The sequence below is a fragment of the Cupriavidus sp. IDO genome (genome assembly GCF_000812465.1).
Taxonomy (GTDB): Bacteria; Pseudomonadota; Gammaproteobacteria; order Burkholderiales; family Burkholderiaceae; genus Cupriavidus.
On the sequence record NZ_JWMA01000014.1, the window covers coordinates 63,164 to 89,299 of the forward strand.

Consider the following 26,136-nt stretch of genomic DNA (forward strand, 5'->3'; position numbering starts at 1 on the left):
CGTCAAAGTGAATTGCGCTCGCAACCAGTATGAATCCTGGTCACATAGGCGCGCCGGATCGCTACCGATGGACGCTGGCGCGCATGGGCTTGAGCTGCATGTCGCGGCTGCGTCCGGCCAGCACGTCGGTCATCACGGACTCGAGGCTGGCCGGGCGCAGGCGCAGTTCGCTCGCCATGGGATGCTCCAGCACATTGTCCAGTGTCATCGAGTCAAGGTTGTCGCGCGACAGCAGCGGATCGCCGGGCATATGCTCCATGATGGCGGCCTCGACGCGCGCCAGCGCATCGGGCAGCGCGATCACGGGGCGCGGATGCCCGGACGCACGCCCGGCAAAGCGCACCAGTTCTTCCAGCGTATAAACCTGCGGGCCGCCCAGCTCGTAGCCATGGTCGATCGTGGCGGGCGTGACCATCGCATTGAGGAAGGCCTGCACCACGTCCTGCACGAACACCGGCTGGAAGCGCGACTGCGCGCACGCCAGCGGCACCACCGGCGCCGCCTGCTGCATCCGGGCAAAGAGATTGAGGAAATGATCGTCCGGCCCGAACACGACCGACGGGCGGAAGATAGTCCAGTCCAGGCCGCTGCCGCGCACGATGCGCTCGCCGTCGCCCTTGCTGCGCAGGTACATCGACGGGCCCTGGCTGTCGGCGCCCAGCGCGCTCATATGGAGCAGCCGGCGAACCCCGGTGCTCAGGCACGACGCCACGATCTGCCGGACCAGCTCGACATGCGCCATGAGGAACGCATTGCCATATGGCTCGGCGCGTTCACCGTGCAGCACACCGACGAGATTGACGACGATGCCGTCGACGCCGAGCGAACCGATCGCGTCGTCGAGCGCGGCATTGTCCGCCACGCCGAGTTCGACCACTTCGACGCGTGGCAGCAACAACAGGTGTTGCGCATGCTCGACCTTGCGGGTGCCCACCAGGATACGGTCGGGGGCGATGGGGGAATCGGGATTCGTGCCGGGTTCCAGCGGTGCGCCTGAGGCCGAGGCGGCCCCGGCCAGCCGGGAAATGAGGTGGCTGCCAATGAAGCCGGCGCCACCGATCACTAGGACATTGCTGGTCTGCATGGAGGTCTCCGTGCCAAGTGAACTGCACGCCGCGTCGCAGACCAGCTTTTTTGCCCCGGCGGCCCGGGGCGCACATCAGCTCAGGGCAAGCTGGTGGTGATCTCCGACGACGGCGTGACCGAGCCGAGCCGCCCCTTCAGCGACTGCGGCTTGCCACTCATCAATGCAGCATAGTACGTGGCGTTGGAAAGCACATTCTTCACGTAGTTTCGCGTCTCGGTGAACGGGATGGTCTCGGCGAAGATGGCGCCTTCCACCGGGCGCGACAGCGTGCTGCGCCATGCCTTGGGACGTCCCGGGCCGGCGTTGTAGGCCGCCGAAGCCAGCGTCCACGAGCTGTCCAGGTCGGTGAAGACCATGCTCATGTAGTTGGTGCCGAGCACGATATTGATGTTCGGGTCGCTCATCATCGACGGCGAGAAGTCCGTCATGCCGATCTTGCGCGCGACATACTTCGCCGTTGCCGGCATCACCTGCATCAGGCCATGCGCGCCGGCCGAGGAGCGCGCGTTCATGATGAAGCGCGATTCCTGCCGCACCAGGCCATAAGCCCAAGCCATGTCGAGGCCCACGTCGTCGGTCGCGCGCTGCATGATGTCGCGGTACGGCATCAGGAAGCGCAGCGTGAAGTCGTGCTCGGCCCGGGTGCGGTCGGCGGTGTTGACGGTGCGGTCAAGCAGGTCGATGCGGCGGGCATAGTCCGCGGCGGCCAGCAACTCGCGGTCACTCATGCCACGCAGTTCCCAGTTCCACTCGCGGTTGCCTTCGAAGCGCAGGTTCAGGTTGTAGAGCTTCTGCGCGCGCTGGAAGCCCGGACGCGTGCGCATGGCCATGGCCTCGGCATCGGTGACCGTGGTGCGGGCCGGCAGCGTGATGCGGTTGCCCAGCTCCTCACTGGCCAGCTGGCCGTAGAAGTTGAACTGGTCGGCGATCTGCTGGTACTGCTGCTGCGCCTCGGCCGTGCGGTTGTCGGCCTGCAGCGCGCGGCCGTACCAGTAGGTCCAGGCCGGATCCTTCGCGCGCAGTTCCGGACGCATCAGCTCGATCGACTGGCGAACCTGCTTCCAGTCACCCTGGCGCAGCGCGGCACGCACGCGCCACTCCTGCGTTTCATCGGACAGCCACTGGTTGCCGCCCTGGTCAATCTGACGGCGATAGTAGCCGGCCGCTTCGGGCAGCAGCTTCTTGGCGGCGAACTGGCCGATAACGCCCCACGCCGCGCCCTGCTCGTCGCGCGACAGGCTGCCCTGGCTAGCGTTCAGGTAGGCCGAAGCCTGCGACGGGTCGTTGCGCGCCATCTTGACGATGGTGGCCAGCGTGTCGCCGTCGACACGCGCGTCGGGCACCACGGCGGCGATCTTGCCGGCCAGGGTGGTGAAGTTCTGCTCCAGCGCCAGGCGCGCCTGGAAGGCGACGTCGCTGCGCTGGATCTGCTGGCTCTGCGAGAGGTAGCCGATCAGGTCGACACAGCCCTCGCCGTAGTAGCGCGGGTCGCTCAGCACGTTGCGCGCTTCCGCCGCCACATTCTGGCCCTTCAGCGCACGCGACAGCAGCGCGTAGCACTCGACCTGCGTGTCGTCCTTCAGAACGAACTGCGGATACTCGGCATCAAAGTTCGCCCAGTCGCGCTTCTTGCCCAGCACCAGCAGCCAGTCGTTGCGCATGCGGTCGGCAATGGCCTCGCCCTTGTAGCGCTGCAGGAACGAGCGCACCTGGTCGTCGGGCGCGTCGATGCGCGCCAGGCCGCTGGCGTCGAACATCTGCGGCTTGATGCGGAAGTACTCCACATACGAAGGAATCGGGTAGTCCACCAGCGTGGCCGAAATCGCGTAGGCGCGTTCCACGTCGTTCTTGCGTGCGGCCTCGCGCAGCGCCGTGAAGGCGTCGTCGGGGTCGCTCGGGATCACGGGCGCGGCCGGCGCGCGCGCCGCCTGCTGCTGCGGGCGCTTTTGCGCGTACACCGGCGAGGCAAGCAACGCACATGCAAAGGCCACCCATGCGGCCCGTCCGGCACGCTGCAGATATACTCCCTTCAGCATTCTTTGTATTCCTTATCGATGACGGCAATGCCGGCGATTGCGACATTTGCGCTCTGCCCCTGGCATCTGCCATCCGTGTTAGGTCGATCGCAGCCATTATCCCACGCCATGTCCGCCCCTAACGCACCCGAGGCACCTGAGTCACCAGCCCCGGCCGAATTCCCCGAAGACCGCCGCGCACTGCGCAGCCGCCTGCTCGGGTTGCGCGCCGCGCTGCCCGCGCGCGAGGCGGCCGACGCACGGATCGAAGCGGCCCTGCTGCAACTGCTGGACCGCCTCGCCGTGCACTGCCTGGGCTTCTACTGGCCGATCCAGCAGGAATTCGACGCGCGGGGCGCCGTCACCCGATGGCTGGCCGAAGCCCCCGGCCGCCAGGCCGCGCTGCCCGCGGTGAGCCGCCCCGGCGCGCCGCTGGACTTCCACCTCTGGACCCCGCAAGCGCCAATGGCCACCGGCCACTACGGCATTCCGGTGCCCGACGGCACCGAAGCCGCGGCACCCGATGCATTGATCATTCCCTGTGTCGGTTTCAGCCCCGACAAGTTCCGCCTCGGCTACGGCGGCGGCTTCTACGACCGCACGCTGGCCGCCATGCCGCAGGCACCGGTCGCCATCGGCGTCGGCTACGAGGCATGCCGCATCGCCTTGCAGGCACAGGCGCATGACCTGCCGATGGACTGGATCGTCACCGAGGCGGGGGCGTTCTAGTGTCCTGTTTCGCATATGGCTTGCCAAAATGAAGTCGTCCGGTTGCTCGTCAGGCTAGGCGCGAGGAGGCGCCATAGCCGTAGCTATGGCAACGACGAGCAACGACGCATGGCGGGCAACCGGGCGATTTCATGGCAAGGTATTTGCGGAACAGGACACTAGCTCAACGGCAGGTCAGCGCAGAGCTTGAGAGGGAATGGTCAGGCGTCCTGCACCAGTTCGTCCACCAGCGCACGCATGCAGCGCCAGTGCGAACCTTCCCAGAACACGCGCCGGCAGCAGTCGCAGGTCACGAAGCGCTCATGGCGCTCCAGCACCGCGGGCGGCACGCGATCGGCCACGGCGGTGCGGTCGATGCGCTGCAGTGGCGCGTTGCAATCCAGGCAGAGGGAAAATGGCCTGGCGCTGCGGGCCAGGTCGAGGCGGCTGAAGATCTCGCGCACCTGCAGCGTGGACTTGATCGCGCGCACGTAGCAGCCGTGGGTGATGCCGCGCCGCTTGAGCAGCTCGCGGTCGCGCGTCAGCACGATGCGGCCTTCCCGCGCGGCAATGCGCTCGATCTCGCTGTCTTCGAAATGGTTGTCGTAGAGCGTGTCGAAGCCGGTCATGCGCAACAGGTGCGCCAGCCCGCCCAAGTGCGCATCGGCCACGAAGCGCATCACGCGCAGCGGCTGCGTGCGTACCCGCAGCAGCGGGGAAACATCGAGCCGTTCGAACTTGGGATAGACCGAGACACGGTCGCCGTCGCACAGCTGCCGGCCGAAGGCCGACGACTCGCCGTTGACCAGGATCAGCTCGACTTCGGTATGCGGCACGCCCAGTGCCTCGATCATGTGCTTGACCGTGGCAGCCCGCGCGCAAGGGCAGGTCAGGTCACGCCGGCGCTGGTCCGGCGCGAGAAAGTCGTTCAGTTCCTCGTAGAAGCGGAAGGTGGCGGTGACCATGGGGCGAGTATGGCACCGTTGGCGGGATGAGGCGATGCCCGTCCCGGCAGCCGCTCAGCCCGCGTTCCCCAGCCGCAACGCCGCCTCCACCGCCAGCTTCGCCCATGGCGTCATCGCCGCGGGCGATTCCAGGCAAGCAGGCGGCAGGCTCAGGTAGTGGCGCATGGTGACTTCGCGCTGCGCCGAGCGATAGCGGAACGGCTGGCTGCCTTCGGCTTCGAACTTCGCCTGCGTGGCGTCGTCGGCCTTCAGGTAGCACGTTCCGCCTGAAACCAGCGCGAACATCAGCCCGTCATAGAACAGGCCATGGCCGCCGAACATCCGCTTCGCGGAGATGGGGCCGATGCGCGCCGCCAGCGGGCCCATCAGTTCGAGCAGATGTTCGATGAAGGGATCGGGGCGGCGCGTGACCATGTGGTTCCTTTACAGCTTCAGCCTTTGCCAGATCGCCTTGGTGGCGCCGGCTGCGTTGAGCGTGTAGAAGTGCAGGCCCGGCACGCCGGCGGCAAGCAGGCGCTCGCACAGCGCGGTCACCACGTCCAGGCCGAACGCGCGGATCGACTCGCGGTCATCACCGAAGCTCTCCAGCCGCTTGGCGACCCAGCGCGGCACTTCCGCGCCGCACATCTCGGAGAAGCGCATTAGCTGCGAGTAGTTGGTGATCGGCATGATGCCCGGCACGATCGGCACTTCGACGCCCGTTGCGCGCACGTCCTCGACGAAGCGGAAGTAGGCGTCGGCGTTGTAGAAGTACTGCGTGATCGCGGAATTGGCGCCGGCCCTGACCTTGCGCACGAAGTTCTCGAGATCGTGGCGCGGCGACCTGGCCTGCGGGTGATACTCGGGATAGGCCGCGACTTCGATATTGAACCAGTCGCCGGTCTCGGCGCGGATGAACTCCACCAGCTCGTTGGCGTAGCGGAACTCGCCGATTTCGCCCATGCCCGACGGCATGTCGCCGCGCAGCGCGACGATGTGGCGGATGCCGCCATCGCGGTACTGTTTCAGGATATCGCGGATGCTCTCGCGCGACGAGCCCACGCACGACAGGTGCGGCGCGGCCTCGATGCCCTCGCGCTGGATTTCCAGCACGGCGTCGAGCGTGCCTTGCTGCGTGGTGCCGCCAGCGCCGAACGTCACCGAGATGTATTTGGGATTGAGCGGAGCGAGCTGCGCACGCGTGTTGCGCAACTTCTCCAGGCCCTCCGCCGTCTTGGGCGGGAAGAATTCAAAGCTGAAGTAGCGGTCTTGCATGATGGTGGCGCGCCGCGTTGGCGGCGCGCGTTGTATGACTCGTAAATGTGCAGCCGCCTCAGGCGGTACGCTCGCCCAGCAGCAGGCTGGCAAGCAGCCACGAGATCACGCTGTACAGGATGGAGCCCAGCAGGGCCGCGCCGAAACCGCCAACCGTGAAGCCCGACAGCAGGTTGCCGACGAACAGGAACAGCAGCGCGTTGATCACGAAGATGAACAGGCCCAGGGTGAGCAGCGTCACCGGCAGGGTCAGGATCACCAGGATCGGCCGGACCAGCGTATTGACCAGGCCCAGTACCAGCGCCGCCAGCATCGCCGAGCCAAAGCTCCTGATGTGGATCGACGGAACGATGTACGGCAGCACGAACAGCGCAATGGCGTTGATGACCCAGACGACCAGTAGTCTCATGACGGCTCCATTATTGGTGTTCCTCCCGTCCCCCACTCATGGGAGACGGGAGTCCGGCAAGCGCAGAGGGCGAACCCGGATCAGTAGCGGTAGTGATCCGCCTTGTACGGGCCTTCCTTCTTCACGCCGATGTACGCGGCCTGCTGCTCGGTCAGCTCGGTCAGCTGCGCATTCAGCTTCTTGAGCTGCAGGCGCGCGACCTTCTCGTCCAGGTGCTTGGGCAGCGTGTAGACGCCGACCGGGTACTTGCCGCTGTCGCGCTCCAGCCAGAGCTCGATCTGCGCGATGGTCTGGTTGGCGAACGAGCTGCTCATCACGTACGACGGGTGGCCGGTGGCGCAGCCCAGGTTCACCAGGCGGCCCTTTGCCAGGATGATGATCTTCTTGCCGTCCGGGAATTTGACGTGATCGACCTGCGGCTTGATCTCGTCCCACTCGTACTTCTCGACCGAGGCGATGTCGATCTCGTTGTCGAAGTGGCCGATGTTGCAGACGATGGCCTGGTCCTTCATCTTCGCCATGTGGTCATGGGTGATGACGTGGTAGTTGCCGGTGCAGGTCACGAAGATATCGCCGTGCTCGGCTGCGTAATCCATGGTCACCACGCGATAGCCTTCCATGGCGGCCTGCAGTGCGCAGATCGGGTCGATTTCAGTTACCCACACTTGCGCCGACAGTGCGCGCAGCGCCTGCGCGCTGCCCTTGCCCACGTCGCCGTAGCCGGCCACCACGGCAACCTTGCCGGCAATCATCACGTCGGTGGCGCGCTTGATGCCGTCCACCAGCGATTCGCGGCAGCCGTACAGGTTGTCGAACTTGCTCTTGGTCACCGAGTCGTTGACGTTGATGGCCGGGAAACGGAGCTCGCCCTTCTGCGCCATCTGGTACAGGCGGTGCACGCCAGTGGTGGTTTCCTCGGTCACACCGCGGATGGCTGCCAGGTTGCGGCTGTACCAGGTGTTGTCCCTGGCCAGCTTTTCCTTGATGGCGGCAAACAGGAAGGTTTCTTCCTCGCTGCCCGGATTGGCGATCACCGAGGCGTCCTTCTCGGCGCGGGCGCCCAGGTGCAGCAGCAGCGTGGCATCACCGCCGTCGTCCAGGATCATGTTCGGCGTGCCGCCGTCGGCCCAGTCGAAGATGCGGTGCGTGAAGTCCCAGTATTCCTTCAGCGATTCGCCCTTGAAAGCGAACACGGGCGTGCCGCCGGCGGCGATGGCGGCCGCGGCGTGGTCCTGCGTCGAGAAGATGTTGCACGAGGCCCAGCGCACGTCGGCGCCCAGCGCCTTGAGCGTTTCAATCAGCACGGCGGTCTGGATCGTCATGTGCAGCGAGCCGGCGATGCGGGCGCCCTTGAGCGGCTGGCTGGCGGCGAATTCGTCGCGGATCGCCATCAGGCCAGGCATTTCGGTCTCGGCAATGGCGATTTCCTTGCGGCCCCAGCCGGCCAGGCCGATGTCGGCCACGAGGTAGTCTTGCTTCAGGTCGGTCACAGCGTTCATGTTTCACTCCGGTGAAGAGTGGCACGCAGGTGACGAGTACGGGAATGGCCCGCGCCGGCGATGGCAATGCAGGGAATCCTGCAGCCGTGCATAGCGGGCGGATAGGTCGACTCGCCTCCGTGCAAACCACGGATCAGCGAGCGCCGTTGAAGACAGTCCGAGCCTGGCGGATGGCATGGTCGGGATTTCCCGACAGCCGGGCGACTCTGTTCGCCCTGGCTCCATCCGTTGCAACGCTCCTCGGAGTGGCGCTATTGTAGCGTGCCCGGCGGCCTTGCGCACCGGCGATTTGCTTCCGGGCAGGCCACGCTTCCTGCGCCTGCTTCCCCCCTTTCCTTTACAGATGACCCCAACGCCACCCCGCACACTGACCATCGCCGGCTCCGATTCCGGCGGCGGCGCCGGCATCCAGGCCGACCTCAAGACCTTTTCCGCGCTGGGCTGCTTCGGCATGAGCGCCATCACCGCCATCACCGCGCAGAACACGCTCGGCGTCACCGGCGTGCATGCGATTCCCGCGGACATGGTGGCGGCACAGATCGATGCGGTGGCTTCAGACATCGGCGTCGACGCCGCCAAGACCGGCATGCTGGGCACGGCCTCCATCGTCGAGGCCGTGGCCGCGGCGGCGGACCGGCACGGCATCCGCAAGCTGGTGGTGGACCCGGTGATGATCTCGACCTCGGGCGCCACACTGTCCGACGACGCCACCAGCCAGGCCATGGTGCGCCTGCTGTTCCCGCGCGCCGTGCTGGTCACGCCGAACCTGCCGGAAGCTTCTTACCTGCTGGGCCGCAAGATCACGCGCCGCGCCGAGATGGAACAGGCTGCCGCCGAGCTGATCGCGATGGGATGCCCTGCGGTGCTGCTAAAGGGCGGCCACCTGGAAGACGATGGCCCCGCTGCCGGCTCGGGCGGGCTGGACGACCTGCTGATGCTGGCCGACGGCACCGCGCGCGTGTTCACGCATCCACGCATCGACACGCGCAACCTGCATGGCACCGGCTGCACGCTGGCCGCGGCAATCACGGCGCAACTGGCGCGTGGGGAAGCGCTGGAAACGGCAGTCGGCAAGGCACTGGACTATGTCGCGCAGGCTATCGCGGCGGGCGCCGGCCTGAAGCTGGGCGCTGGCAACGGCCCGCTTAACCATACTTTCGCGCCACGCGCACTGGGCTGAGGATCACATGCCGACACTGACCGATATCGACCTGCGCAGCGATCCCGCCGCAGCGTTCTACCTCAAGCATGAAGTCGTCGACGTGGTATTCGCGACCGAAGCCGGCGAGCTGATCAGCCGTGAGGGCCCCAACCGCTACCAGCCCGCGGATGCCATCATCACCAGCCGCTCGGGCGACCGCTGGTGCGTCTCGCGCGACCGCTTCGACCCCAAGTACGAAGCGGTGCCGCCGCTCGCCCACGGCCAGGACGGCGCCTACCGGAACAAGCCAATCCCGGTGCTGGCCAGGGAAATGCACGAGCCGTTCAGCATCGCGCGCACGGCCGGCGGTGACGTCCTGCACGGCAAGCCGGGCGACTGGCTGATGCAATACGCGCCCGGCGACTATGGCATCACCGAGCGCGTGCGCTTCGAACAGGTGTATCGGCCGCTGCAGGACTGAGTGTCAGTTGCCGCCGCTGGATAGCGGCACCAGCTTGAACGCCGCCCGCGCCACGCACACCACGGTGCCGGCAGCATCCTTCACCTCGCCTTCGCAGAACGCAATGCGCGCCCCACGGCGCATGCAGCGCGCTTCCAGCGTCAGCTCGCCGCGGGCGGCGGCCAGGAAGTGGGTGGACATGTCGATGGTGATCACCCCCGTTTCCAGCGGCGCGTGCGAGCGCGCGGCGCCGCTCAGCGTGAAGTCGAGCGTGGCCATCAGCGTGCCGCCGTGGACATCGCCGCGGCTGTTGACCAGCGCCGGGTGCGCCGGCAGGCGCGTGCGGCACAGCCCTTCCTCGATATGCACCGGCTGCAGGCCGAAATAGCGCATCAGCGGGACGTCGATGCCGAAGTAGGGCTTTTCGGGCGTGCCGGGGGCAACGGGGACGATTTCAGTGGCGGTCGGGGCGGACATGGTTGGGATGCGGGGTAGTTGGCGGGAAATGCTGTCCGCCATCATAGCGGCGCGTTGCTGCTCGGTTCCGGCGGCTGGGCGAATGTCGCACAAATCTTGGCTACGGCAGGCCCGCCGTAGTCAACGCCATATGAACGAGGCTCCCCTCTCCCGCGAAGTGGGAGAGGGGTGGGGGTGAGGGCCGGTGCCTCAACGAAGTCCGGGCGCCGCGGTGTGCCGATGCCTGCCCTCACCCCCGGCCCCTCTCCCGCAAGCGGGAGAGGGGAGCAAACCGTCACTTCAGAACACTTGCCGCATGGCAATCCGCTGGCGCAATCCCGCGGCGCGCTGCGCAGCCAGCGCATCGGCAAGCAGCGGGCAGAGTTCACCCTCGGCCAGCGGGCGAAACCCCAGCTTTGCGTAGAACGGCGCATTCCAGGGCAGATGGGCGAACGTGGTCAGGCTGAGCGAGCGCAGGCCGCCCGCGCGTGCCCACGCCTGCACCGCGCCGACCAGCGCCCGGCCGATGCCTTGCCGGCCGTGATCCGGATGCACATCCATCTCGTCGAGATAGCCGCGATGGCCATTGCGGCTGGCGAGCACGAAGCCGGCGAGGGTGCCGTGGCGTTCCGCCACCCACAGCCGCGACTCGCGCTGCGCCGCGGACAGTACCGTTTCCGGCGTGCTCACCACGCGCAGCAGCGCCGGCAGGTCGACATCCGGAAACAGTGCCGCTGCGGCGAGCTCGATGGCCGGCAACTGCGGCACGTCCTCCGCCAGGGCCAGGCGGATGAGGACGGAGCCCGTCTGCAGCGCCATCGGCACTGTGGTCAGGCTTTGGGGAACAGGCCGACGAGATGCGCTACCGCCGCCGGCACGTCGTCCGCTTCAGTGATCGCGCGCACCACGGCAGCACTGCCGACGCCGACCGCCAGCACCTCGCCCATATTGGCGGCATTGACGCCGCCGATGCCGACCAGCGCCGGAATCACCGGCTTCATCAGCGTCGCGTAGGCCTGGAAGCGGCCCATGCCTTGCGGCGCGGTAGGCATCACCTTGGTGGTGGTCGGGAAGATCGCGCCCAGCGCGAGGTAGCTCGGCCCGATCGCCGCGACGCGCAGCATTTCTGCGTAGCCGTGCGTCGATACGCCCAGGCGCAGGCCCGAGGCGCGCAGCGCATCCAGGTCTGCTTCATCCAGGTCTTCCTGGCCGAGGTGGATGCCGTAGATACCGCTGTCGCCGCCGTTGGCGGCGTGATAGTCGACAGCTTCACGCCAGTGGTCGTTGATGAAGAGCCGCGACGACGAGCCGCGCGCGGCCTGCGCGGCTCGCGCCACTTCGGCTTTGATGGCGGCAGCATCATCAGACTTGAAGCGCAGTTGCACCGTCGGTACGCCCAGCGGCACCAGGCGCTCGATCCACTCGGCACTCGGCACCACCGAGTACAGGCCCAGCGCGGGCGGGCATGGTGCAAACGGCCGAGCCGCCTGCTCCGGCGCCACCAGCGCGGCGTGCCGCACACGCGGGAAGCGCGCGAAATCGGCAGGCCATTCGAGCGAACCGGGCTGCCAGGCACGCGCGAGGCAGAGCGCGTCGTGCGCCGGGAAATGCAGCGCGAGGCAGGCGGTCAGCACCGCAACGAAGGCCGGCGAGTGCGCGTGGTCGTCATCGGCCTGCGCGCTCAGCACCCAGGTGCCCATCGGCGAACGGACCGTGTCGACCCAATGCCCGCCTTCGCGGTCGGTCTCGATCAGGATCGCGCCGGCAGCCGCCACGCGGTCGATGACATCGGCCGTGGCCTCGCCATCGCCCAGCAGGACATCGTTGGCACCGAGTTCCGGCGGCGCGTCGGCCGCGCGCCAGGCCTGCCAGTTCCGGTCAGACTGGCCGAAGGTGGCGCCGAAGCGCGCCAGCACGGCCTTGCGCAACGCCTCGTCGCTGGCGGCATGGGCTCCGGGGCGCGTCATGCGCGGTCCTCCGCGCCTTCGGCGTGCCAGAACGGCATGCCGACCACCGGCGTGCTGGCCTGCGCGATCTCGCGCTCGGGCATCGGGCCGGCCAGATAGGCGGTGCGGCCGGCTTCCACGGCCTGCGCGAAGGCGCGCGCCATGTTGACCGGGTAGGCGGCCTGCGCCACGGCGGTGTTGAGCAGCACGCCGTCGTAGCCCCATTCCAGCACCTGCGCCGCGTGGGAGGGCAGGCCCAGGCCCGCGTCAACGATCAGCGGCGTGTCCGGCAGGCGCTCGCGCAGCACGCGCATGGCGTGCGGGTTGACCGCGCCACGGCCGGTGCCGATGGGCGCGGCCCACGGCATCAGCGCCTGGCAGCCCACGTCGAGCAGGCGGCGGCACAGCACCAGGTCTTCGGTGCAGTACGGCAGCACCTTGAAGCCTTCCTTGATCAGCGTCTCTGCCACCGCGGGCAGGTTCAGCGTGTCGGGCTGCAGCGTGTAGTCGTCGCCGATCAGCTCCAGCTTGATCCACGGCGTTTCGAAGACCTCGCGCGCCATCATCGAAGTCGTGATGACTTCCTGCGCGGTGAAGCAGCCCGCGGTATTCGGCAGCACCGGCACGTTCAGCGCCTTGAGCATCTGCCAGAACGCCTGCCCGCCCTCGCCCGCGCCCACCGCGCCCTGGCGGCGCAGCGCGACGGTGATCATAGCCGGACGCGAAGCCTGCACGGCGGCTTCGAGCGTGGCCGGCGACGGATAGCGCGCGGTGCCGAGCAGCAGGCGCGAGGCGAACGACTCGCCATAGAGCACGAAGGGATCGCGCAGGGTTTCGGAAGGTTCGAATGTCATGGTGGTCAGCCTCCCGTCACGGGTTGCACGAGATCGATGCGGTCGCCGGCCGCGAGGGGGGTGTTGGCATGCGCGGCGCGCGGCACGAACTGGCCGTTGACCGCCGCGGCAAAGGGGGGCGCGATCTCGGCCGCGGTCACCGCGTCCGCCAGCGTGGCGGAATCGGCAAGTGCGAGAGGTCGGCCGTTGAGCAGGATATCCATGTCTTTATGGCTTTAGTGCAGCAACCCGGCACCGTCGGCGCCGGCGGACACCGGCGTCTCGGTCACGGCTTCGATCATGCCGGGCCAGCGCACGGCCGCAGGCACGGCGTGTGCCGCCGGATCGTCGTTGAGCAGCGCCCTGACCACGGCACAGGCCGCTTCGGTCACCGCCGGCGCAATCAGGAAGCCGTGCCGGTACAGGCCGTTGACGCGCACGGTGCGCGCGGCCTGGTCGACGCGGATCGCCGGCAGGTGATCGGGCCGGGTCGGGCGGCGCTGGACGTTCAGCTCCAGCACGCGCGCCTCGCCGAATGCGGGATGCAGGGAATGCGCCGCCGACAGCAGTTCCAGCGCGGAACGCACACTCATCGGCGAATCGTCCTCGCTTTCGAGTTCGGTCGCGCCGATCACGTACAGGTCGTTGGGCTTGGGCGCGATGTAGATCGGGTAGCGCGGATGCAGCATCCGCACCGGACGGCGCAGCTTGACGTCCGGCGCGTGCACGCGCACCACTTCGCCGCGCAGGCCGCGCAGGCCCGGCATGGCGCCAGGGCCTGCCTGCCCGGGTTGCGCCGGCCAGGCTGCGCGCGCACCAAGGCCGCGGCAGTCGAGCACCACGCGGGCGCAGATGCCGAGTGACGGCAAGGCATCGGCATCCACCTCGCCAGCCTCCCAGACGCAATGCACGCCTTCACTGACGGCGCACGACAACAGCGCGCGCAGCACGCCGCGATTGTCGAGCTGCCCTTCGCCGGCCAGGAACAGGCCTTGCGGAAAGCGGCCCGCCAGCGCGGGTTCGAGTTCGGCCACACCCGCGCCGTCCAGCGTGCGCATGCGTTGCGCCACCAGTTCGGGCGGCGCGACGGCGCGCACGCGGCTGGCGAACAGGGACATCTCGCCGCGGTCGCGCGCATGCCAGACCACCAGCGTGCCGTCTTCCTGGAAGAAGACCGGCTCGGGCAGTTCGGCCAGCCACGCGCGCCACAGGTCGACGCTGGCAATGCCAAGGTCGACGATGCGGCGCTCGGCGATGGCCGATTCCGCCAGCGGCGCCAGCATGGCCGCCGCCACATGGGCCGCGGAACCGGTGCCGTCGGGCCCGCCGCGCTCGACCAGCGCGACACGGGCGCCCGAGCGCACCAGGTGCCACGCGGCAAGGCGGCCTGCCAGGCCGGCGCCGAGGATGGCGACATCAAACGACTGCACTGCTGTCATGGGAATTTCTAGTGCCGGACAGGGCATGCGCCGCGCCGGCCTCCTGTTGTCGGTGCTGCCGCGCGGGGCGCTGCGCGACAGGCGGAAAACAAGCGGGCATGGGTGCGAGCCATGCCCATACTACCTTACGAGTAGATCTTGCTGCCCTTCTTCAGGAACTCGATCGACTTCTCTTCCATGCCCTGCTGCGCTTCCTTCGGCAGCGAAGCCGCGTAGTCGCGCACTTCCTGCGTGATCTTCATCGAGCAGAACTTTGGCCCGCACATCGAGCAGAAGTGGGCGATCTTGGCGCCTTCGGCAGGCAGCGTGGCGTCATGGTACGAACGCGCGCGTTCCGGATCGAGGCCGAGGTTGAACTGGTCTTCCCAGCGGAACTCGAAGCGCGCCTTGGACAGCGCGTTGTCGCGCAACTGTGCGCCAGGCCAGCCCTTGGCCAGGTCAGCCGCGTGGGCAGCGATCTTGTAGGTGATGATGCCCTCGCGCACGTCTTCCTTGTCCGGCAGGCCCAGGTGTTCCTTCGGCGTGACGTAGCACAGCATGGCGGTGCCCATCCAGCCGATATTGGCCGCGCCGATGCCGCTGGTGATGTGGTCGTAGCCGGGGGCGATGTCCGTCACCAGCGGTCCGAGCGTGTAGAACGGCGCCTCGTAGCAGTGCTTGAGTTCTTCGTCCATATTGGCCTGGATGCGCTGCAGCGGCACGTGGCCCGGGCCTTCGATCATGACCTGCACGTCGTGCTTCCACGCCTTGGCGGTCAGCTCGCCCAGCGTGCGCAGTTCGCCGAACTGGGCGTCGTCGTTCGAATCCGCGATGCAGCCCGGACGCAGGCCGTCGCCGAGGCTGAACGACACGTCGTACGCCTTCATGATCTCGCAGATCTCGTCGAAGTGCGTGTACAGGAAGTTTTCCTTGTGATGCGCCAGGCACCACTTGGCCATGATCGAGCCACCGCGCGAAACGATGCCCGTCACGCGGTCGGCCGTCAGCGGCACGTAGCGCAGCAGCACGCCGGCGTGAATGGTGAAGTAGTCGACGCCCTGCTCCGCCTGCTCGATCAGCGTGTCGCGGAACATTTCCCAGGTCAGGTCCTCGGCGATGCCGCCGGTCTTGTCCAGTGCCTGGTAAATCGGCACCGTACCGATGGGCACCGGCGAGTTGCGCAGGATCCATTCACGCGTTTCGTGGATGTGCTTGCCGGTGGACAGGTCCATGATGGTGTCGGCGCCCCAGCGGATCGACCACACCATCTTTTCCACTTCCTCGGCCAGCGACGAGGTCACCGCCGAGTTGCCCAGGTTGCCGTTGATCTTGACGCGGAAGTTGCGCCCGATCGCCATCGGCTCCAGTTCGGTGTGGTTGATGTTGGCGGGGATGATGGCACGGCCCGAGGCGATTTCCTGGCGCACGAATTCCGGCGTAATGTCTTCCGGACGCAGCGGCAGGCCAGCGCCGAGCGCATTGCCCGGGTGCTGGCGCAGCAGCGCCTTGTACTCGGGCTTGTCGTACAGCGCCTGCAGGTTCAGCGACTCGCGCAGCGCCACGTACTCCATTTCCGGCGTGATGATGCCCTTGCGCGCATAGTGCATCTGCGACACGTTGGCGCCGGCCCTGGCGCGGCGCGGGTTGGTCAGCTGGGCAAAGCGCAGGTGCGCGGTGGCAGGGTCGTTGGCGCGGTCGCGGCCATATTCCGACGACAAGCCTTTCAGCACTTCAGTGTCGCCGCGCGCTTCGATCCACTTGGCGCGCACGGCGGGCAGGCCGGCCTTCAGGTCGATATGCACGTCCGGGTCGCTGTATGGGCCCGAGGTGTCGTACACCGGGATCGGCGGATTGGACATCTCGCCCTTGTCGGTGTGCGTGGAGGTCTGCAGGATCGTGCGCAGCGGCACGCGGATATCGGGGCGGCTGCCCGTCAGGTAGGTCTTGCTGGAAGCCGGGTACGCGAATTTCTGGTCGAGGTCGCTTTCGAGCGATTCGAAGGAAGCGGCGGGGGCGGAATTATTGCGGGCCATGGGTTGTCGTCCTCTCTCTTGCGGGGATGGACGAAACCAGGAGCCCTGTGAGCGTCTTCCGGTGGTGCGGGCACTGCCTGGAAGAGGAGTCCCGTTCGGGACAAGAGGCTTTTGGTCTTGCTGAAACTTCCCACGCCGGTACTAGCCGGATCGGGTTCAAAGGGACTCTCTCAGCCGCACGGCCCATCCGTACGGCACCCCTGTTTCATCCAACGGGGTGAATTTAAGCACAAGGGGAAGGACCGCGCCACCCCCATTTATGTCGTCGCACCTGTGCGCACAGGTATCAGGTCAGTCATGGTGCAGTGCATGATCCGCGCATAAGGGCAGGCCCCGGCACTCAAACGCAGCGAAGGTGCTCTACCATGCAATCAGACGTGCTGACTTTCATCGCCAGGATGCAAGGAATCGAAATGACCGACGCCGCCACCCATCGCGTGTTCAACCAGGTGCCCGATCTCGCGCACTACAACCTGTTCGCGACCGACCCGACGCTGCGAAAGGCCCTGGAGCGCCTGGGCGGCGGCTGGCACGCCGAAGCGCTGGAGGCCTTTGGCGCGCGCCTGGGCGAGCCCGAAGTGCAGGCATGGGCCGCGGATGCCAACCGCTACACGCCCGAACTGCATACGCACAGCCGCACCGGCGAGCGCATCGATGAAGTCATCTTCCACCCGAGCTGGCATGCGCTGCTTGCCCTGCTGCGCAGCCAGCAATTGCAGGCGCTGCCCTTCGCCCAGCCGCGCGCCGGCGCATGGATGGCGCGCACCGCAGGCTACTTCCTGCAGGCGCAGGTCGAATCCGGATCGCTCTGCCCCACCACCATGACCCTTGCCAGCATTCCCGTGCTGCGCAAGGAAACTGCGCTGTTCGCCGAACTCGAGCCCCGCCTGTACGCCGCGCAACACGATCCGCGCGACCTGCCCTGGCGCGAGAAGACCGCGATCATGATCGGCATGGGCATGACCGAGAAGCAGGGCGGCTCGGATGTGCGCGCCAACACCACCGTGGCCCGCCCTGTGAGCGGCGAAGGCCGCGGCGCCGAGTACGCGCTGACCGGCCACAAGTGGTTCTTCTCCGCGCCGATGTGCGATGCGCACCTTGTGGTGGCGCGCATGGGCGCCGAAGACGGGCCGCTGTCGTGCTTCTTCGTGCCGCGCTTTCGCGATGACGGCAGCAAGAATCCCGTGCAGATCCAGCGCCTGAAGGACAAGCTCGGCAACCGCTCCAATTCCAGCAGCGAAGTGGAGTTCCGCGACGCCACCGGCATCCTGATCGGCGAGGAGGGCCGTGGCATCCCGACCATCATCGAGATGGCGACCAATACGCGGCTCGATTGCGTGATCGGCAGCGCCGCCATCCTGCGCGCCGCGCTCGTGCAGGCGCTGCACCACACACGCCACCGCATGGCCTTCGGCCGCCTGCTGGCCGACCAGCCGCTGATGCGCAATGTGCTGGCCGACCTCGCGCTCGAAAGCGAAGCGGCCACGCTGCTGATGATGGAACTCAGCCACGCCTTCGAACATGCCGACACTGATCCGCTGGCGGCCGCATGGAAGCGCGTGGTCACGCCCGCGGCCAAGTTCTGGATCTGCAAGCGCGCGCTCGAAGCCACCGGCGAGGCGATGGAAGTCTGGGGCGGCAACGGCTACGTGGAAGACGGCCCGATGGCGCGGCTCTATCGCGAAGCGCCGGTCAATTCGATCTGGGAAGGCTCGGGCAACATCATGTGCCTGGACGTGCTGAGGGCAATCCAGCGCGCGCCGGACGATGCCTCGCTGCTGCTGCAGGACCTGGCGCGCCGTGCGGGCGGCAATGCGGCGGTGCGTGCGGAGCTTGCGTCGCTGCAGGCGATGCTGCGCGGATCACCGGAACAGCTGGAAACACAGGCGCGGCGGTTTGCACAGGGCCTGGTGCTGACGGCGCAGGCAGCGCTGATGCTCGCCCACGCCGATGCGGAGAATGCGGAGTGCTTCGTCGCCAGCCGGCTGGGTCGCCAGCATGGGCGCGTATTCGGCACGCTGGATGCGGACGAGAACGTGTTGAAGCGTGTCTTCGAGCGAGCGTGGGAAGGCTGAACCGGAAGAGCTCAGCCCTCCACCAGTTCACGGATCCGCAGCATCACCTTGGGCGCATAACGAATCAGGTCATGCGCCCGCTCTCCGATCATGATCGCCGGCGCATTGGTATTGCCGCCGATCAGCGCCGGCATGATCGAAGCATCGACCACCCGCAGCCCTTCCACGCCACGCACGCGTAATTGCGGATCCACCACCGCCATTGCGTCCATGCCCATGCGGCACGTGCCCACCGGGTGGTAGATGGTATCCGCGCGCTCGCGGATCATGTCGCGCACGGCGTCATCATCGCTGCCATCGCACAGCAGGTGCGCGGAATACAGTTCCTTGCCGCCAAAACAGGCCAGTTGCGGCTGCGCAAAGATGCGGCGCACGATGTGCACGCCGGCCAGCAGGTCGTCGAGATCGCGCGGATCGGACAAATAGCACGGATCGATCAGGGGCGCCTTGCGCATATCGGGCGACGCCAGCCAGACCTGCCCGCGGCTGCGCGGGCGCAGCACGCAGACGTGGCATGAATAGCCGTGGCCGAAGTTGACACGGCGCATGTGGTCGTCGGCCATGCCCACGACGAAGTGCAGTTGCAGGTCCGGTTCGGCAAGGTCCGGCCGGCTTCTGACGAAGCCGCCGGCCTCGGCGAAGTTGGAGGTCAGCATGCCCGCGCGCTCGCGCCGGTAGCGCAGGATTTCGGACAGCAGGTGCGTGGCACCGGACAATGACAGCCCGAACAGCTCGGGCGCGGCGACGCGCTTGTGCAGGATGACGTCCAGATGGTCCTGCAGGTTGCTGCCCACGCCGGGCAGGTCATGCACGACCGCGATGCCAAGCTCGCGCAGATGCGCAGGCGGCCCGACGCCGGACGCCATCAGCAGTTGCGGCGAGCCGAACGCGCCGGCGGAAAGAATCACGTCGCGCCGCGCGCGCAGCAGGTGCTGCCGGCCGTCGCGCATCACCAGCACGCCAACTGCATGCCGTCCTTCGAAGACCACGCGCAGGACCTGCGTATCGGTCATCACATGCAAGCTGGCGCGCCCGCCGTTGCAGGCCTTGTCGCGGACATTGCCGCCGTGCAGGTAGGCGCGCGCCGCGTTCCAGCGTTCGCCGGCGTGCTGGGTGACCTGGTACCAGCCGACGCCCTCCTGCTCGACGCCATTGAAGTCGTCATTGCGCAGGAAGCCCGCCTGCTGGGCGGCGTCGATGAAGTGCTGGCCGAACGGGTTGGGCGTGCGCAGGTCGGACACATGGAGCGGTCCGTTGCCGCCATGCAGCGGATCATCGTCGCTGCCCGCGAAGCGCTCGTTGCATTCGGCGCGGCGGAAGTACGGCAGCACGTCGTCCCATGCCCAGCCGTCGCAACCGGCGGCAGCCCAAGCGTCGTAATCCGCGGGGCGCCCGCGGGTGTAGATCATCGCGTTGATCGACGAGCTGCCGCCCAGGCCGCGTCCGCGCGGCTGGAAGCCGCGCCGGCCGTTAAGCCCCGGTTGCGGCACGGTCTGGTAACCGTAATTGCGGGCCCCGGCGCGCGGCAGGATGGCGGCGCACGCAGCCGGTGTCCGCACCAGCACATGATGGTCGTGATGACCGGCTTCGATCAGCGCAATGCTGTCATTGCCGCTGTCGGCCAGGCGGCCGGCAAGCGCACACCCCGCCGAACCCGCGCCAACGACGATAAAGTCAAAGGTGGTTTCCATCAGTCTCCCCGCGAGTCCCGAGGTCCGTGCCTGGCGCCCGCAAGCAAAGACAGCGAGCCGTGAAAATCAGTGTAGGCGCTGGGGCGCGCGGAAGAAAAGAACCGGGCGGCGCTGGGGCGCGCCGCCGAAGGACAGCTGTTTGAATCGTCCGATCTGGTGGACTCCCTCCATTGTCATGAATGGCAAGGTGGCCTATGGTGCGCGGAACGCGAGCCGGGAGCGCGCAAACGAAGCCCGTGGCCGGCTGTTGGCTCCGGAGTCAGCTAGATACCGGCGCCCGTTAGCCAGACCCGATACCCGAACCGAAATCAGACCGCTGCCCAGGAGAGCGCAAATGCGAGAAGTCCCCGATATTTCGTCCGTATTTGGCGCCATACACGCGGCCTCGCGGCGCGACCAGATGCCGGACTGGCCGGTCCGCGCCGATCGCCTGCGGCGCCTGCGCCGGCTGGTAACTGCCAACCAGGAAGCGATTGCCGCAGCAATCAGCGCCGACTTCACCAACCGGCCGCGGCAAGAAACCGCGCTGCTCGAAGTCTTTCCCGGCGTCGCCGGCATTGACGATGCGCTGCGCCACGGCAAGCGCTGGATGCGCGTGCGCCGGGTCTCCACCGGTTTCTGGTTCCGCCCGGGCAAATCGCGCCTGATGCCGCAGCCGCTGGGTGTGGTGGGCATCGTGGTGCCCTGGAACTACCCGCTGTACCTGACCGTGGGGCCGCTCGCCGGCGCGCTGGCGGCGGGCAACCGGGCGATGGTGAAGCTGTCGGAGTACACGCCGCGCTTTGCGGCGTTGTTCGCGCAACTGGTGCGGGCCACCTTCGCGCCGGACGAGATCGTCGTCGTCAATGGCGATGCCGAAGTGGCCAGCGCGTTCAGCGCCCTGCCATTCGATCACCTGCTGTTCACGGGTTCCACCGCGGTCGGCCATCATGTGATGCGCACGGCGGCTGACAACCTCACGCCGGTGACGCTGGAACTGGGCGGGAAATCACCCGCCATTATCGGCGCCGGCGCGGACTTCCCGCGTGCGGTCGAGCGCATCCTGGTCGGCAAGCTGATGAATGCGGGCCAGACCTGCATCGCACCCGACTACGTGCTCGTGCCCGAGGCCATGCGCGAGCGCTTTGTCGACGAAGCGCGCCGCTGCGTGGACCGCCTCTATCCGGACCTGGCGCGCAATCCGGACTACACCAGCATCATCAGCCCGCGTCACTTCGCCAGGCTCGCGGGGCTGGTGCAGGATGCCGGCGCGCAGGGCGCGCGCACGGTGCCGCTGTCCGATGCAACGCCGGATGCCGATATGCGCCGGATGCCGCCGGTGCTGCTGCTGGATGTGCCCGAGGACGCCACGGCCCTGAAGGAGGAAATCTTCGGGCCGGTGCTGCCCGTGGTGACCTACCGGTCGGTGGAAGATGCGGTCGCCTACATCAATGCGCGGCCGCGGCCCCTTGCCCTGTACGTCTTCGATCGAGACCGCCGCACGATCGACCATGTGATGCAGCAGACCGTTGCCGGCGGCGTCACCGTGAATGACACGCTATTCCATATCGCCCAGGACAACCTGCCCTTCGGCGGCGTTGGCCCGAGCGGCATGGGTGCCTATCACGGCGGCGCGGGCTTCGAGACCTTCTCCAAGCTCAAGCCGGTGTTCCATCAGGCCTCACTCAATGGCGCCGGGCTGCTCAAGCCGCCCTACGGCAAGACCTTCGAGACGATGCTGCGACTGCTGCTGCGCTGATCAGCTCACCAGCATCGGCCGCCCGAGCATGCGCGAGAGCACGGCTTCGGGCGAGTGGGTGTGGTCGGAGATCGCCTTCGGGTCGAGATAGATGGTCTGCTCCATCATCGCGCGCCCGCGCATGGCGGCGTGCAGCAGCTGGTCGCTGAAGACGATCCAGGTCGAGCCCGGCGGGAAATGGAATTCCTGCTGCGGCACATTGGCCTGGTAGTCCAGGTCGGCCTTGGCCAGGTCGTGCAGCTGCAGCATGCGATGGTCATATTCCGAGCGCTTGCGCTTGGTGATGTGCAGCTGCTTCATCAGCCACGCCTGCCCCGGCCACATGCCGTGCGTCTTCGGCACAAAACGCTGGGCAAAATCCGCAAACGGCTCGCCCACGCGCCACACGCGCGGCGCTGCCGGATCGATGTTATGGAAGACGCGCAGCAGGCGCTTGCCCAGCATCGGATTGGACGGAAACGAGTCGACATGCAGGCGCGTGTCGTCCTTGCGCCAGCTCACCGGACGCCCGGCGATCTCGCTGGGGCGCAGCGAGGTGCCGGCGCGTGTCATGTGCGGGCCGTACTCGGGGAACAGCGACAGGATCAGTTTCTCGCTGCTTTCCGCATAGCGGCGGATCAGGGCATGCAGGTCCGCAAGGTCCTGCGGGCTGCCGACAGCGCCGCGCACGGCGCTCTCATTGGCCCGCAGGTTGATGTTCTTCGATTTCCCGTCCGACCAGCGGCTGTCCAGGAAGCGCTCTTCACCGGGCTGGAAGTGGAAATGCAGGTTCGGGAAATACAGGACCGCGCCCTGCTCGAGTTCGCGACGCAGGCTGGCCCGGGTTTCAGCCGACACCTGCGGCGCCCATTCCGTGTACGGCTGGGTGCGGATCAGGTCGAGGCCCCCGGTTGCCGGCATGGATGCCGTGGCAGCGGACGGGACGGGCGAGGCGGTAGCAATGGTCGAAGCTTGGGACATGGCATCCTCGGTGAACGTTCACCTTGTTGGGAGGGACGCCGCGAACTGGCGGCGACACCGGATGCCGGGATTTTACTCCGCGGCGCTTGTGGTGGCGGCGGCATCACGTCCGACAAAAAACCCCGCGGGCCTGCCGGCCGGCGGGGTCTTTGCCAAAGCGGGGACTGGGCGACGCTTACAGACCGGCCGCGGCCCGCAGAATAGCCGCCTTGTCGGTGGCTTCCCACGAGAACTCCGGCTCTTCGCGGCCGAAATGGCCGTAAGCAGCGGTCTTCTCGTAGATCGGGCGCAGCAGGTCCAGCATCTGCACGATGCCCTTCGGACGCAGGTCGAAATGCTCCTGCACCAGCTCGGCGATCTTGGCGTCAGGAATCTTCCCGGTGCCTTCTGTGTAGACCGTCACGTTGATCGGGCGGGCCACGCCGATGGCGTAGCTGACCTGCACCTGGCACTGGCGCGCCAGGCCCGAGGCCACCACGTTCTTGGCCACATAGCGCGCGGCATAGGCGGCCGAGCGGTCGACCTTGGACGGATCCTTGCCCGAGAACGCGCCGCCGCCGTGGGGCGAAGCGCCGCCGTAGGTATCGACGATGATCTTGCGACCGGTCAGGCCGCAGTCGCCCTGCGGGCCGCCGATCACGAAGCGCCCGGTCGGGTTGACCAGGTACTTGGTTTCCTTGAGCATCTCGGCCGGCAGCACCGGCTTGATGATCTCCTCGATCACCGCTTCGCGGATCTGCGCCTGGGTGATATCGGGCGAATGCTGGGTCGACAGCACCACGGTGTCCACGCTATGCGGCTTGCCGTCGACATAGCGCACGGTCACCTGCGACTTGGCGTCCGGACGCAGCCAGGGCAGCCGGCCGTCGCGGCGCAGCAGCGACTGGCGCTCCACCAGGCGGTGGGCGTAGTAGATCGGGAACGGCATCAGTTCCGGGGTCTCGTCGCAGGCGTAGCCGAACATCAGGCCCTGGTCGCCGGCGCCCTGGTTCAGGTAGTCGTCCGAGGCGCGGTCCACGCCCTGCGCGATATCCGGCGATTGCTTGTCGTAGGCGACCAGCACCGCGCAGCCCTTGTAGTCGATGCCGTAGTCGGTGTTGTCGTAGCCGATGCGCTTGATGGTGTCGCGCGCGATCTGGATGTAATCGACGTTGGCGGTCGTGGTGATTTCCCCGGCAAGCACGACCAGGCCGGTGTTGCACAGCGTCTCGGCTGCGACACGCGCGTACTTGTCTTGCGCCAGGATGGCGTCAAGGACGGCGTCGGAAATCTGGTCGGCGACTTTGTCGGGATGGCCTTCGGAGACGGATTCCGAAGTGAAGAGGAAGTCGTTTGCCACGAGCGTTATTCTCCAGGTTGGCTATTGCGCGCCAACCTCTCAACGCGGGCGGCGACGCTTTAGCGGTATTTCTGCCACTCGGGTAGAGCAGCATCGCCCCGCAAGTTGTCAGTTAACTCGGCGATACACGCTATTATACGCGCCTGCCCGGCGCTGTGCATTACGCCTCGCCTGGACTGCCGTACCGCCGGCAACGGCCCTGCAGGCCGGTCTGTCCGTATTAGCGGTGCCTGCCGCCGGAACTTGATGCCGGCACGCAAACAAAGGTATTTAGTTCGCCTGTTCCCGGCCAGACGCCACAGGACAGGCCCATTCCGCCGAACCGCCGATGACTTTCCTGTTCTGGCTGATCTCCCGACTTCCCCTGCGCGTGCTGCATGCCGTCGGCGGGGCGCTTGGCCTTTTCGTGGCACGCCTGCCAGGCCGTTACGGCCAGCGCCTGAAAGAGAACTTCCTCACCGCTTTTCCTGACGCCACCGACGAGATGCTGGCCGAGGCCGCACGCTCCACCGGTCGCATGATCATGGAGATGCCCTACTTCTGGAGCCGCAAGCGCGTCACCGCGCCGCTGTTCGGCTTCAACGAGTTCCTGTGGCCCGAACTGGACCGACTGCAGAAGCAGGCCAACGGCGTCATCATCCTGACGCCGCACCTGGGTTGCTTCGAAGTGCTGCCGCAGTCGCACGCGGAGGTGCGCCCCGTTACCGCCCTGTTCAAGCCGCCTCACCAGCCGTGGCTGCGCGACTGGATCGAGCGCATGCGCACGCGCCCCAACCTGTATATGGCGCCGGCCACCCCGCGTGGTGTGCGGATGCTGGTCAAGGCGCTCAAGCGCGGGGAAGCGGTCGGCATCCTGCCCGACCAGGTGCCGAGCGGCGGCGAGGGTAACTGGGCACCGTTCTTCGGCAAGCCGGCCTACACCATGGCGCTGGTGCATCGCCTGCAGCAGCTGACCAATGCCCCGGTGGTGGGCATCTTTGCCGAACGCCTGCCGCACGGACAGGGCTATCGCGGGCATCTCCGCATCGTCAACGTCAACGGCAGGCTGCCCGAAGACCCCGCCGAAGCGGCCGTCGCCATCAACGAGTGCGTACAGGACCTGGTAGCGATGGCGCCGACCCAATACCTGTGGGGCTACAACCGCTACAAGCAACCGGCCGGCGCCGGCCTGCCGCCGCAAGCCGCAGCCGCCTCTTCCGAACCATCCAATTCATGAGCCGAGTTTTCACCTGGCTCGGCATCGGTCTCCTCACCGTGCTGGGCAAACTGCCGTATCCGCTTGTCGCCCGCTTTGGCGAGGCACTGGGCGGCCTGCTCTACCGCATCCCCAACGGACGGCGCCGCGTGGTGCAGGCCAACCTGCGCCTGTGCTTCCCCGAGAAGACCGAGGCCGAGATCGACGAGCTTTCCCGACAGGCCTTTCGCACGGTGTTCCGCAGCTTTGCCGAACGCGGCATTTTCTGGACCGGCAGTGAGGCGCAGATGCGCCGCTGGGTGCAGATCGACGACCAGGCCGACCTGGTGGCGCTGGACGGCACCCCGCACATCCTGGTGACGATGCACCTATCCGGCGTCGAGGCCGGCGCGATCCGCCTGACCATTCATCTGCGCGACCACGTCAAGCGCTCGGGCGCATCGCTGTACACCAAGCAGAAGAACGGCCTCTTCGATGCCTTCCTGAAGCATGCCCGGGGCCGCTTCGGCGCCAAGATGATTTCGCGCAACGACAGCGCGCGCGACATCCTGCGCTGCCTGAAAAAGGGCGAGGCGATGCAACTGATTGCCGACATGGACTTCGGCGAGCGCGATTCCGAGTTCGTGCCGTTCTTCGGCGTGCAGGCGCTGACGCTGACCTCGGTGTCGCGTTTGGCGCGCCTGACCGGTGCCAAGGTGGTGCCGATCTACACCGAGATGCTGCCGGACTACCAGGGCTATGTGCTGCGCGTCCTGCCCGCCTGGGAGAACTATCCGGGAGAAAGCGTCACCGACGACACCCGGCGCATGAACGCCTTTTTCGAAGACTGCATCCGCCCGCGCGTAGCCGAGTATTACTGGGTGCACAAGCGCTTCAAGCACCGCCCGCCCGGCGAGCCGAACATCTACTGAACG

The 26,136-nt window shown here is 67.1% G+C and carries 24 protein-coding genes and 2 riboswitches; of the genes, 7 read left to right on the forward strand and 17 right to left on the reverse strand.

Going from position 1 to position 26,136, the window contains the following annotated elements; translation table 11 throughout:
* Positions 1-61: 61 nt before the first annotated feature.
* On the reverse strand, positions 62-1,084 hold the full coding sequence (locus RM96_RS05020) for a complex I NDUFA9 subunit family protein (RefSeq protein ID WP_039008359.1): 1,023 nt from the start codon (positions 1,082-1,084) through the stop codon (positions 62-64).
* An 80-nt stretch (positions 1,085-1,164) separates the two neighbouring features.
* Complete coding sequence (locus RM96_RS05025; RefSeq protein ID WP_039008360.1) at positions 1,165-3,123, reverse strand: lytic transglycosylase domain-containing protein; 1,959 nt, start codon at positions 3,121-3,123, stop codon at positions 1,165-1,167.
* 108 nt (positions 3,124-3,231) lie between these two features.
* On the opposite strand from RM96_RS05025, the gene RM96_RS05030 reads away from it, so the two are divergent.
* Positions 3,232-3,831, forward strand: coding sequence for a 5-formyltetrahydrofolate cyclo-ligase (locus tag RM96_RS05030; RefSeq protein ID WP_039008361.1), 600 nt, complete (start codon positions 3,232-3,234; stop codon positions 3,829-3,831).
* Between the two features lie 200 nt (positions 3,832-4,031).
* Here the strand turns inward: RM96_RS05030 and RM96_RS05035 are convergent, their stop codons facing one another.
* The 5 genes from RM96_RS05035 to ahcY all read right to left on the reverse strand — a co-directional run bounded on the left by RM96_RS05035 (position 4,032) and on the right by ahcY (position 7,937).
* Positions 4,032-4,775 (reverse strand): Mut7-C RNAse domain-containing protein, encoded by a 744-nt coding sequence (locus RM96_RS05035; RefSeq protein WP_039008362.1) that lies wholly within the window; start codon positions 4,773-4,775, stop codon positions 4,032-4,034.
* 54 nt (positions 4,776-4,829) lie between these two features.
* Positions 4,830-5,189 carry a TfoX/Sxy family protein gene (locus RM96_RS05040; RefSeq protein ID WP_039008364.1) on the reverse strand — a complete coding sequence of 120 codons (360 nt, stop codon included), beginning with the start codon at positions 5,187-5,189 and terminating at the stop codon, positions 4,830-4,832.
* Positions 5,190-5,198: 9 nt separating this feature from the next.
* The gene (gene metF, locus RM96_RS05045) at positions 5,199-6,029 is read right to left on the reverse strand and encodes a methylenetetrahydrofolate reductase [NAD(P)H] (protein WP_039008366.1); all 831 of its coding nucleotides are present in this window, start codon (positions 6,027-6,029) and stop codon (positions 5,199-5,201) included.
* A 58-nt stretch (positions 6,030-6,087) separates the two neighbouring features.
* A complete protein-coding gene (locus RM96_RS05050) occupies positions 6,088-6,438 on the reverse strand; it encodes a phage holin family protein (RefSeq protein ID WP_039008368.1) in 351 nt (116 codons plus the stop codon).
* An 80-nt stretch (positions 6,439-6,518) separates the two neighbouring features.
* Entirely contained in the window at positions 6,519-7,937 is a 1,419-nt protein-coding gene (gene ahcY, locus RM96_RS05055) for an adenosylhomocysteinase (protein WP_039008370.1), read from the reverse strand.
* A gap of 131 nt (positions 7,938-8,068) precedes the next feature.
* Positions 8,069-8,185: riboswitch (S-adenosyl-L-homocysteine riboswitch) on the reverse strand.
* A 95-nt stretch (positions 8,186-8,280) separates the two neighbouring features.
* Between ahcY and thiD the strand changes: the two genes are divergently transcribed.
* Both thiD and RM96_RS05065 read left to right on the forward strand, forming a co-directional pair.
* Entirely contained in the window at positions 8,281-9,117 is an 837-nt protein-coding gene (gene thiD, locus RM96_RS05060; RefSeq protein ID WP_052279333.1) for a bifunctional hydroxymethylpyrimidine kinase/phosphomethylpyrimidine kinase, read from the forward strand.
* Between the two features lie 7 nt (positions 9,118-9,124).
* Positions 9,125-9,559, forward strand: a complete 435-nt coding sequence (locus RM96_RS05065) for a PGDYG domain-containing protein (protein ID WP_039008372.1) — start codon at positions 9,125-9,127, stop codon at positions 9,557-9,559.
* A gap of 3 nt (positions 9,560-9,562) precedes the next feature.
* On the opposite strand, the gene RM96_RS05070 is transcribed toward RM96_RS05065, so the two are convergent.
* The 7 genes from RM96_RS05070 to thiC form a co-directional block, all read right to left on the reverse strand.
* Positions 9,563-10,015, reverse strand: coding sequence for a PaaI family thioesterase (locus RM96_RS05070; RefSeq protein ID WP_039008374.1), 453 nt, complete (start codon positions 10,013-10,015; stop codon positions 9,563-9,565).
* A gap of 279 nt (positions 10,016-10,294) precedes the next feature.
* Entirely contained in the window at positions 10,295-10,813 is a 519-nt protein-coding gene (locus RM96_RS05075; RefSeq protein ID WP_039008376.1) for a GNAT family N-acetyltransferase, read from the reverse strand.
* 11 nt (positions 10,814-10,824) lie between these two features.
* The gene (locus RM96_RS05080; RefSeq protein WP_039008378.1) at positions 10,825-11,961 is read right to left on the reverse strand and encodes a thiamine phosphate synthase; all 1,137 of its coding nucleotides are present in this window, start codon (positions 11,959-11,961) and stop codon (positions 10,825-10,827) included.
* On the reverse strand, positions 11,958-12,794 hold the full coding sequence (locus RM96_RS05085; protein WP_039008380.1) for a thiazole synthase: 837 nt from the start codon (positions 12,792-12,794) through the stop codon (positions 11,958-11,960). Before RM96_RS05085 ends, RM96_RS05080 begins: the two co-directional genes overlap by 4 nt.
* Positions 12,795-12,799: 5 nt before the next feature.
* Positions 12,800-12,997 (reverse strand): sulfur carrier protein ThiS, encoded by a 198-nt coding sequence (gene thiS / locus RM96_RS05090; protein ID WP_039008382.1) that lies wholly within the window; start codon positions 12,995-12,997, stop codon positions 12,800-12,802.
* Positions 12,998-13,009: 12 nt separating this feature from the next.
* Positions 13,010-14,212 carry an FAD-dependent oxidoreductase gene (locus RM96_RS05095; RefSeq protein WP_193752395.1) on the reverse strand — a complete coding sequence of 401 codons (1,203 nt, stop codon included), beginning with the start codon at positions 14,210-14,212 and terminating at the stop codon, positions 13,010-13,012.
* Between the two features lie 125 nt (positions 14,213-14,337).
* Entirely contained in the window at positions 14,338-16,224 is a 1,887-nt protein-coding gene (gene thiC, locus RM96_RS05100; protein WP_039008386.1) for a phosphomethylpyrimidine synthase ThiC, read from the reverse strand.
* A 110-nt stretch (positions 16,225-16,334) separates the two neighbouring features.
* A riboswitch (TPP riboswitch) is annotated at positions 16,335-16,436 on the reverse strand.
* A 201-nt stretch (positions 16,437-16,637) separates the two neighbouring features.
* Here thiC and RM96_RS05105 point away from each other — a divergent pair.
* Complete coding sequence (locus tag RM96_RS05105) at positions 16,638-18,299, forward strand: acyl-CoA dehydrogenase family protein (RefSeq protein ID WP_039008388.1); 1,662 nt, start codon at positions 16,638-16,640, stop codon at positions 18,297-18,299.
* 11 nt (positions 18,300-18,310) lie between these two features.
* On the opposite strand, the gene RM96_RS05110 is transcribed toward RM96_RS05105, so the two are convergent.
* Positions 18,311-19,990, reverse strand: a complete 1,680-nt coding sequence (locus tag RM96_RS05110) for a GMC family oxidoreductase (protein WP_039008390.1) — start codon at positions 19,988-19,990, stop codon at positions 18,311-18,313.
* Between the two features lie 334 nt (positions 19,991-20,324).
* Between RM96_RS05110 and RM96_RS05115 the strand changes: the two genes are divergently transcribed.
* Entirely contained in the window at positions 20,325-21,728 is a 1,404-nt protein-coding gene (locus tag RM96_RS05115; RefSeq protein ID WP_039008392.1) for a coniferyl aldehyde dehydrogenase, read from the forward strand.
* Here RM96_RS05115 and RM96_RS05120 read toward each other — a convergent pair whose 3' ends face one another.
* Both RM96_RS05120 and metK read right to left on the reverse strand, forming a co-directional pair.
* Positions 21,729-22,628, reverse strand: a complete 900-nt coding sequence (locus RM96_RS05120; protein WP_052279334.1) for a Kdo hydroxylase family protein — start codon at positions 22,626-22,628, stop codon at positions 21,729-21,731. It lies immediately after the preceding gene.
* A gap of 235 nt (positions 22,629-22,863) precedes the next feature.
* Entirely contained in the window at positions 22,864-24,027 is a 1,164-nt protein-coding gene (metK, locus tag RM96_RS05125) for a methionine adenosyltransferase (RefSeq protein WP_039008396.1), read from the reverse strand.
* Positions 24,028-24,355: 328 nt separating this feature from the next.
* On the opposite strand from metK, the gene RM96_RS05130 reads away from it, so the two are divergent.
* Together RM96_RS05130 and RM96_RS05135 are read left to right on the forward strand one after the other, a co-directional pair.
* Complete coding sequence (locus RM96_RS05130) at positions 24,356-25,243, forward strand: lysophospholipid acyltransferase family protein (RefSeq protein ID WP_039008402.1); 888 nt, start codon at positions 24,356-24,358, stop codon at positions 25,241-25,243.
* On the forward strand, positions 25,240-26,133 hold the full coding sequence (locus RM96_RS05135; protein WP_039008404.1) for a lipid A biosynthesis lauroyl acyltransferase: 894 nt from the start codon (positions 25,240-25,242) through the stop codon (positions 26,131-26,133). Before RM96_RS05130 ends, RM96_RS05135 begins: the two co-directional genes overlap by 4 nt.
* The last annotated feature ends 3 nt before the right edge of the window (positions 26,134-26,136 follow it).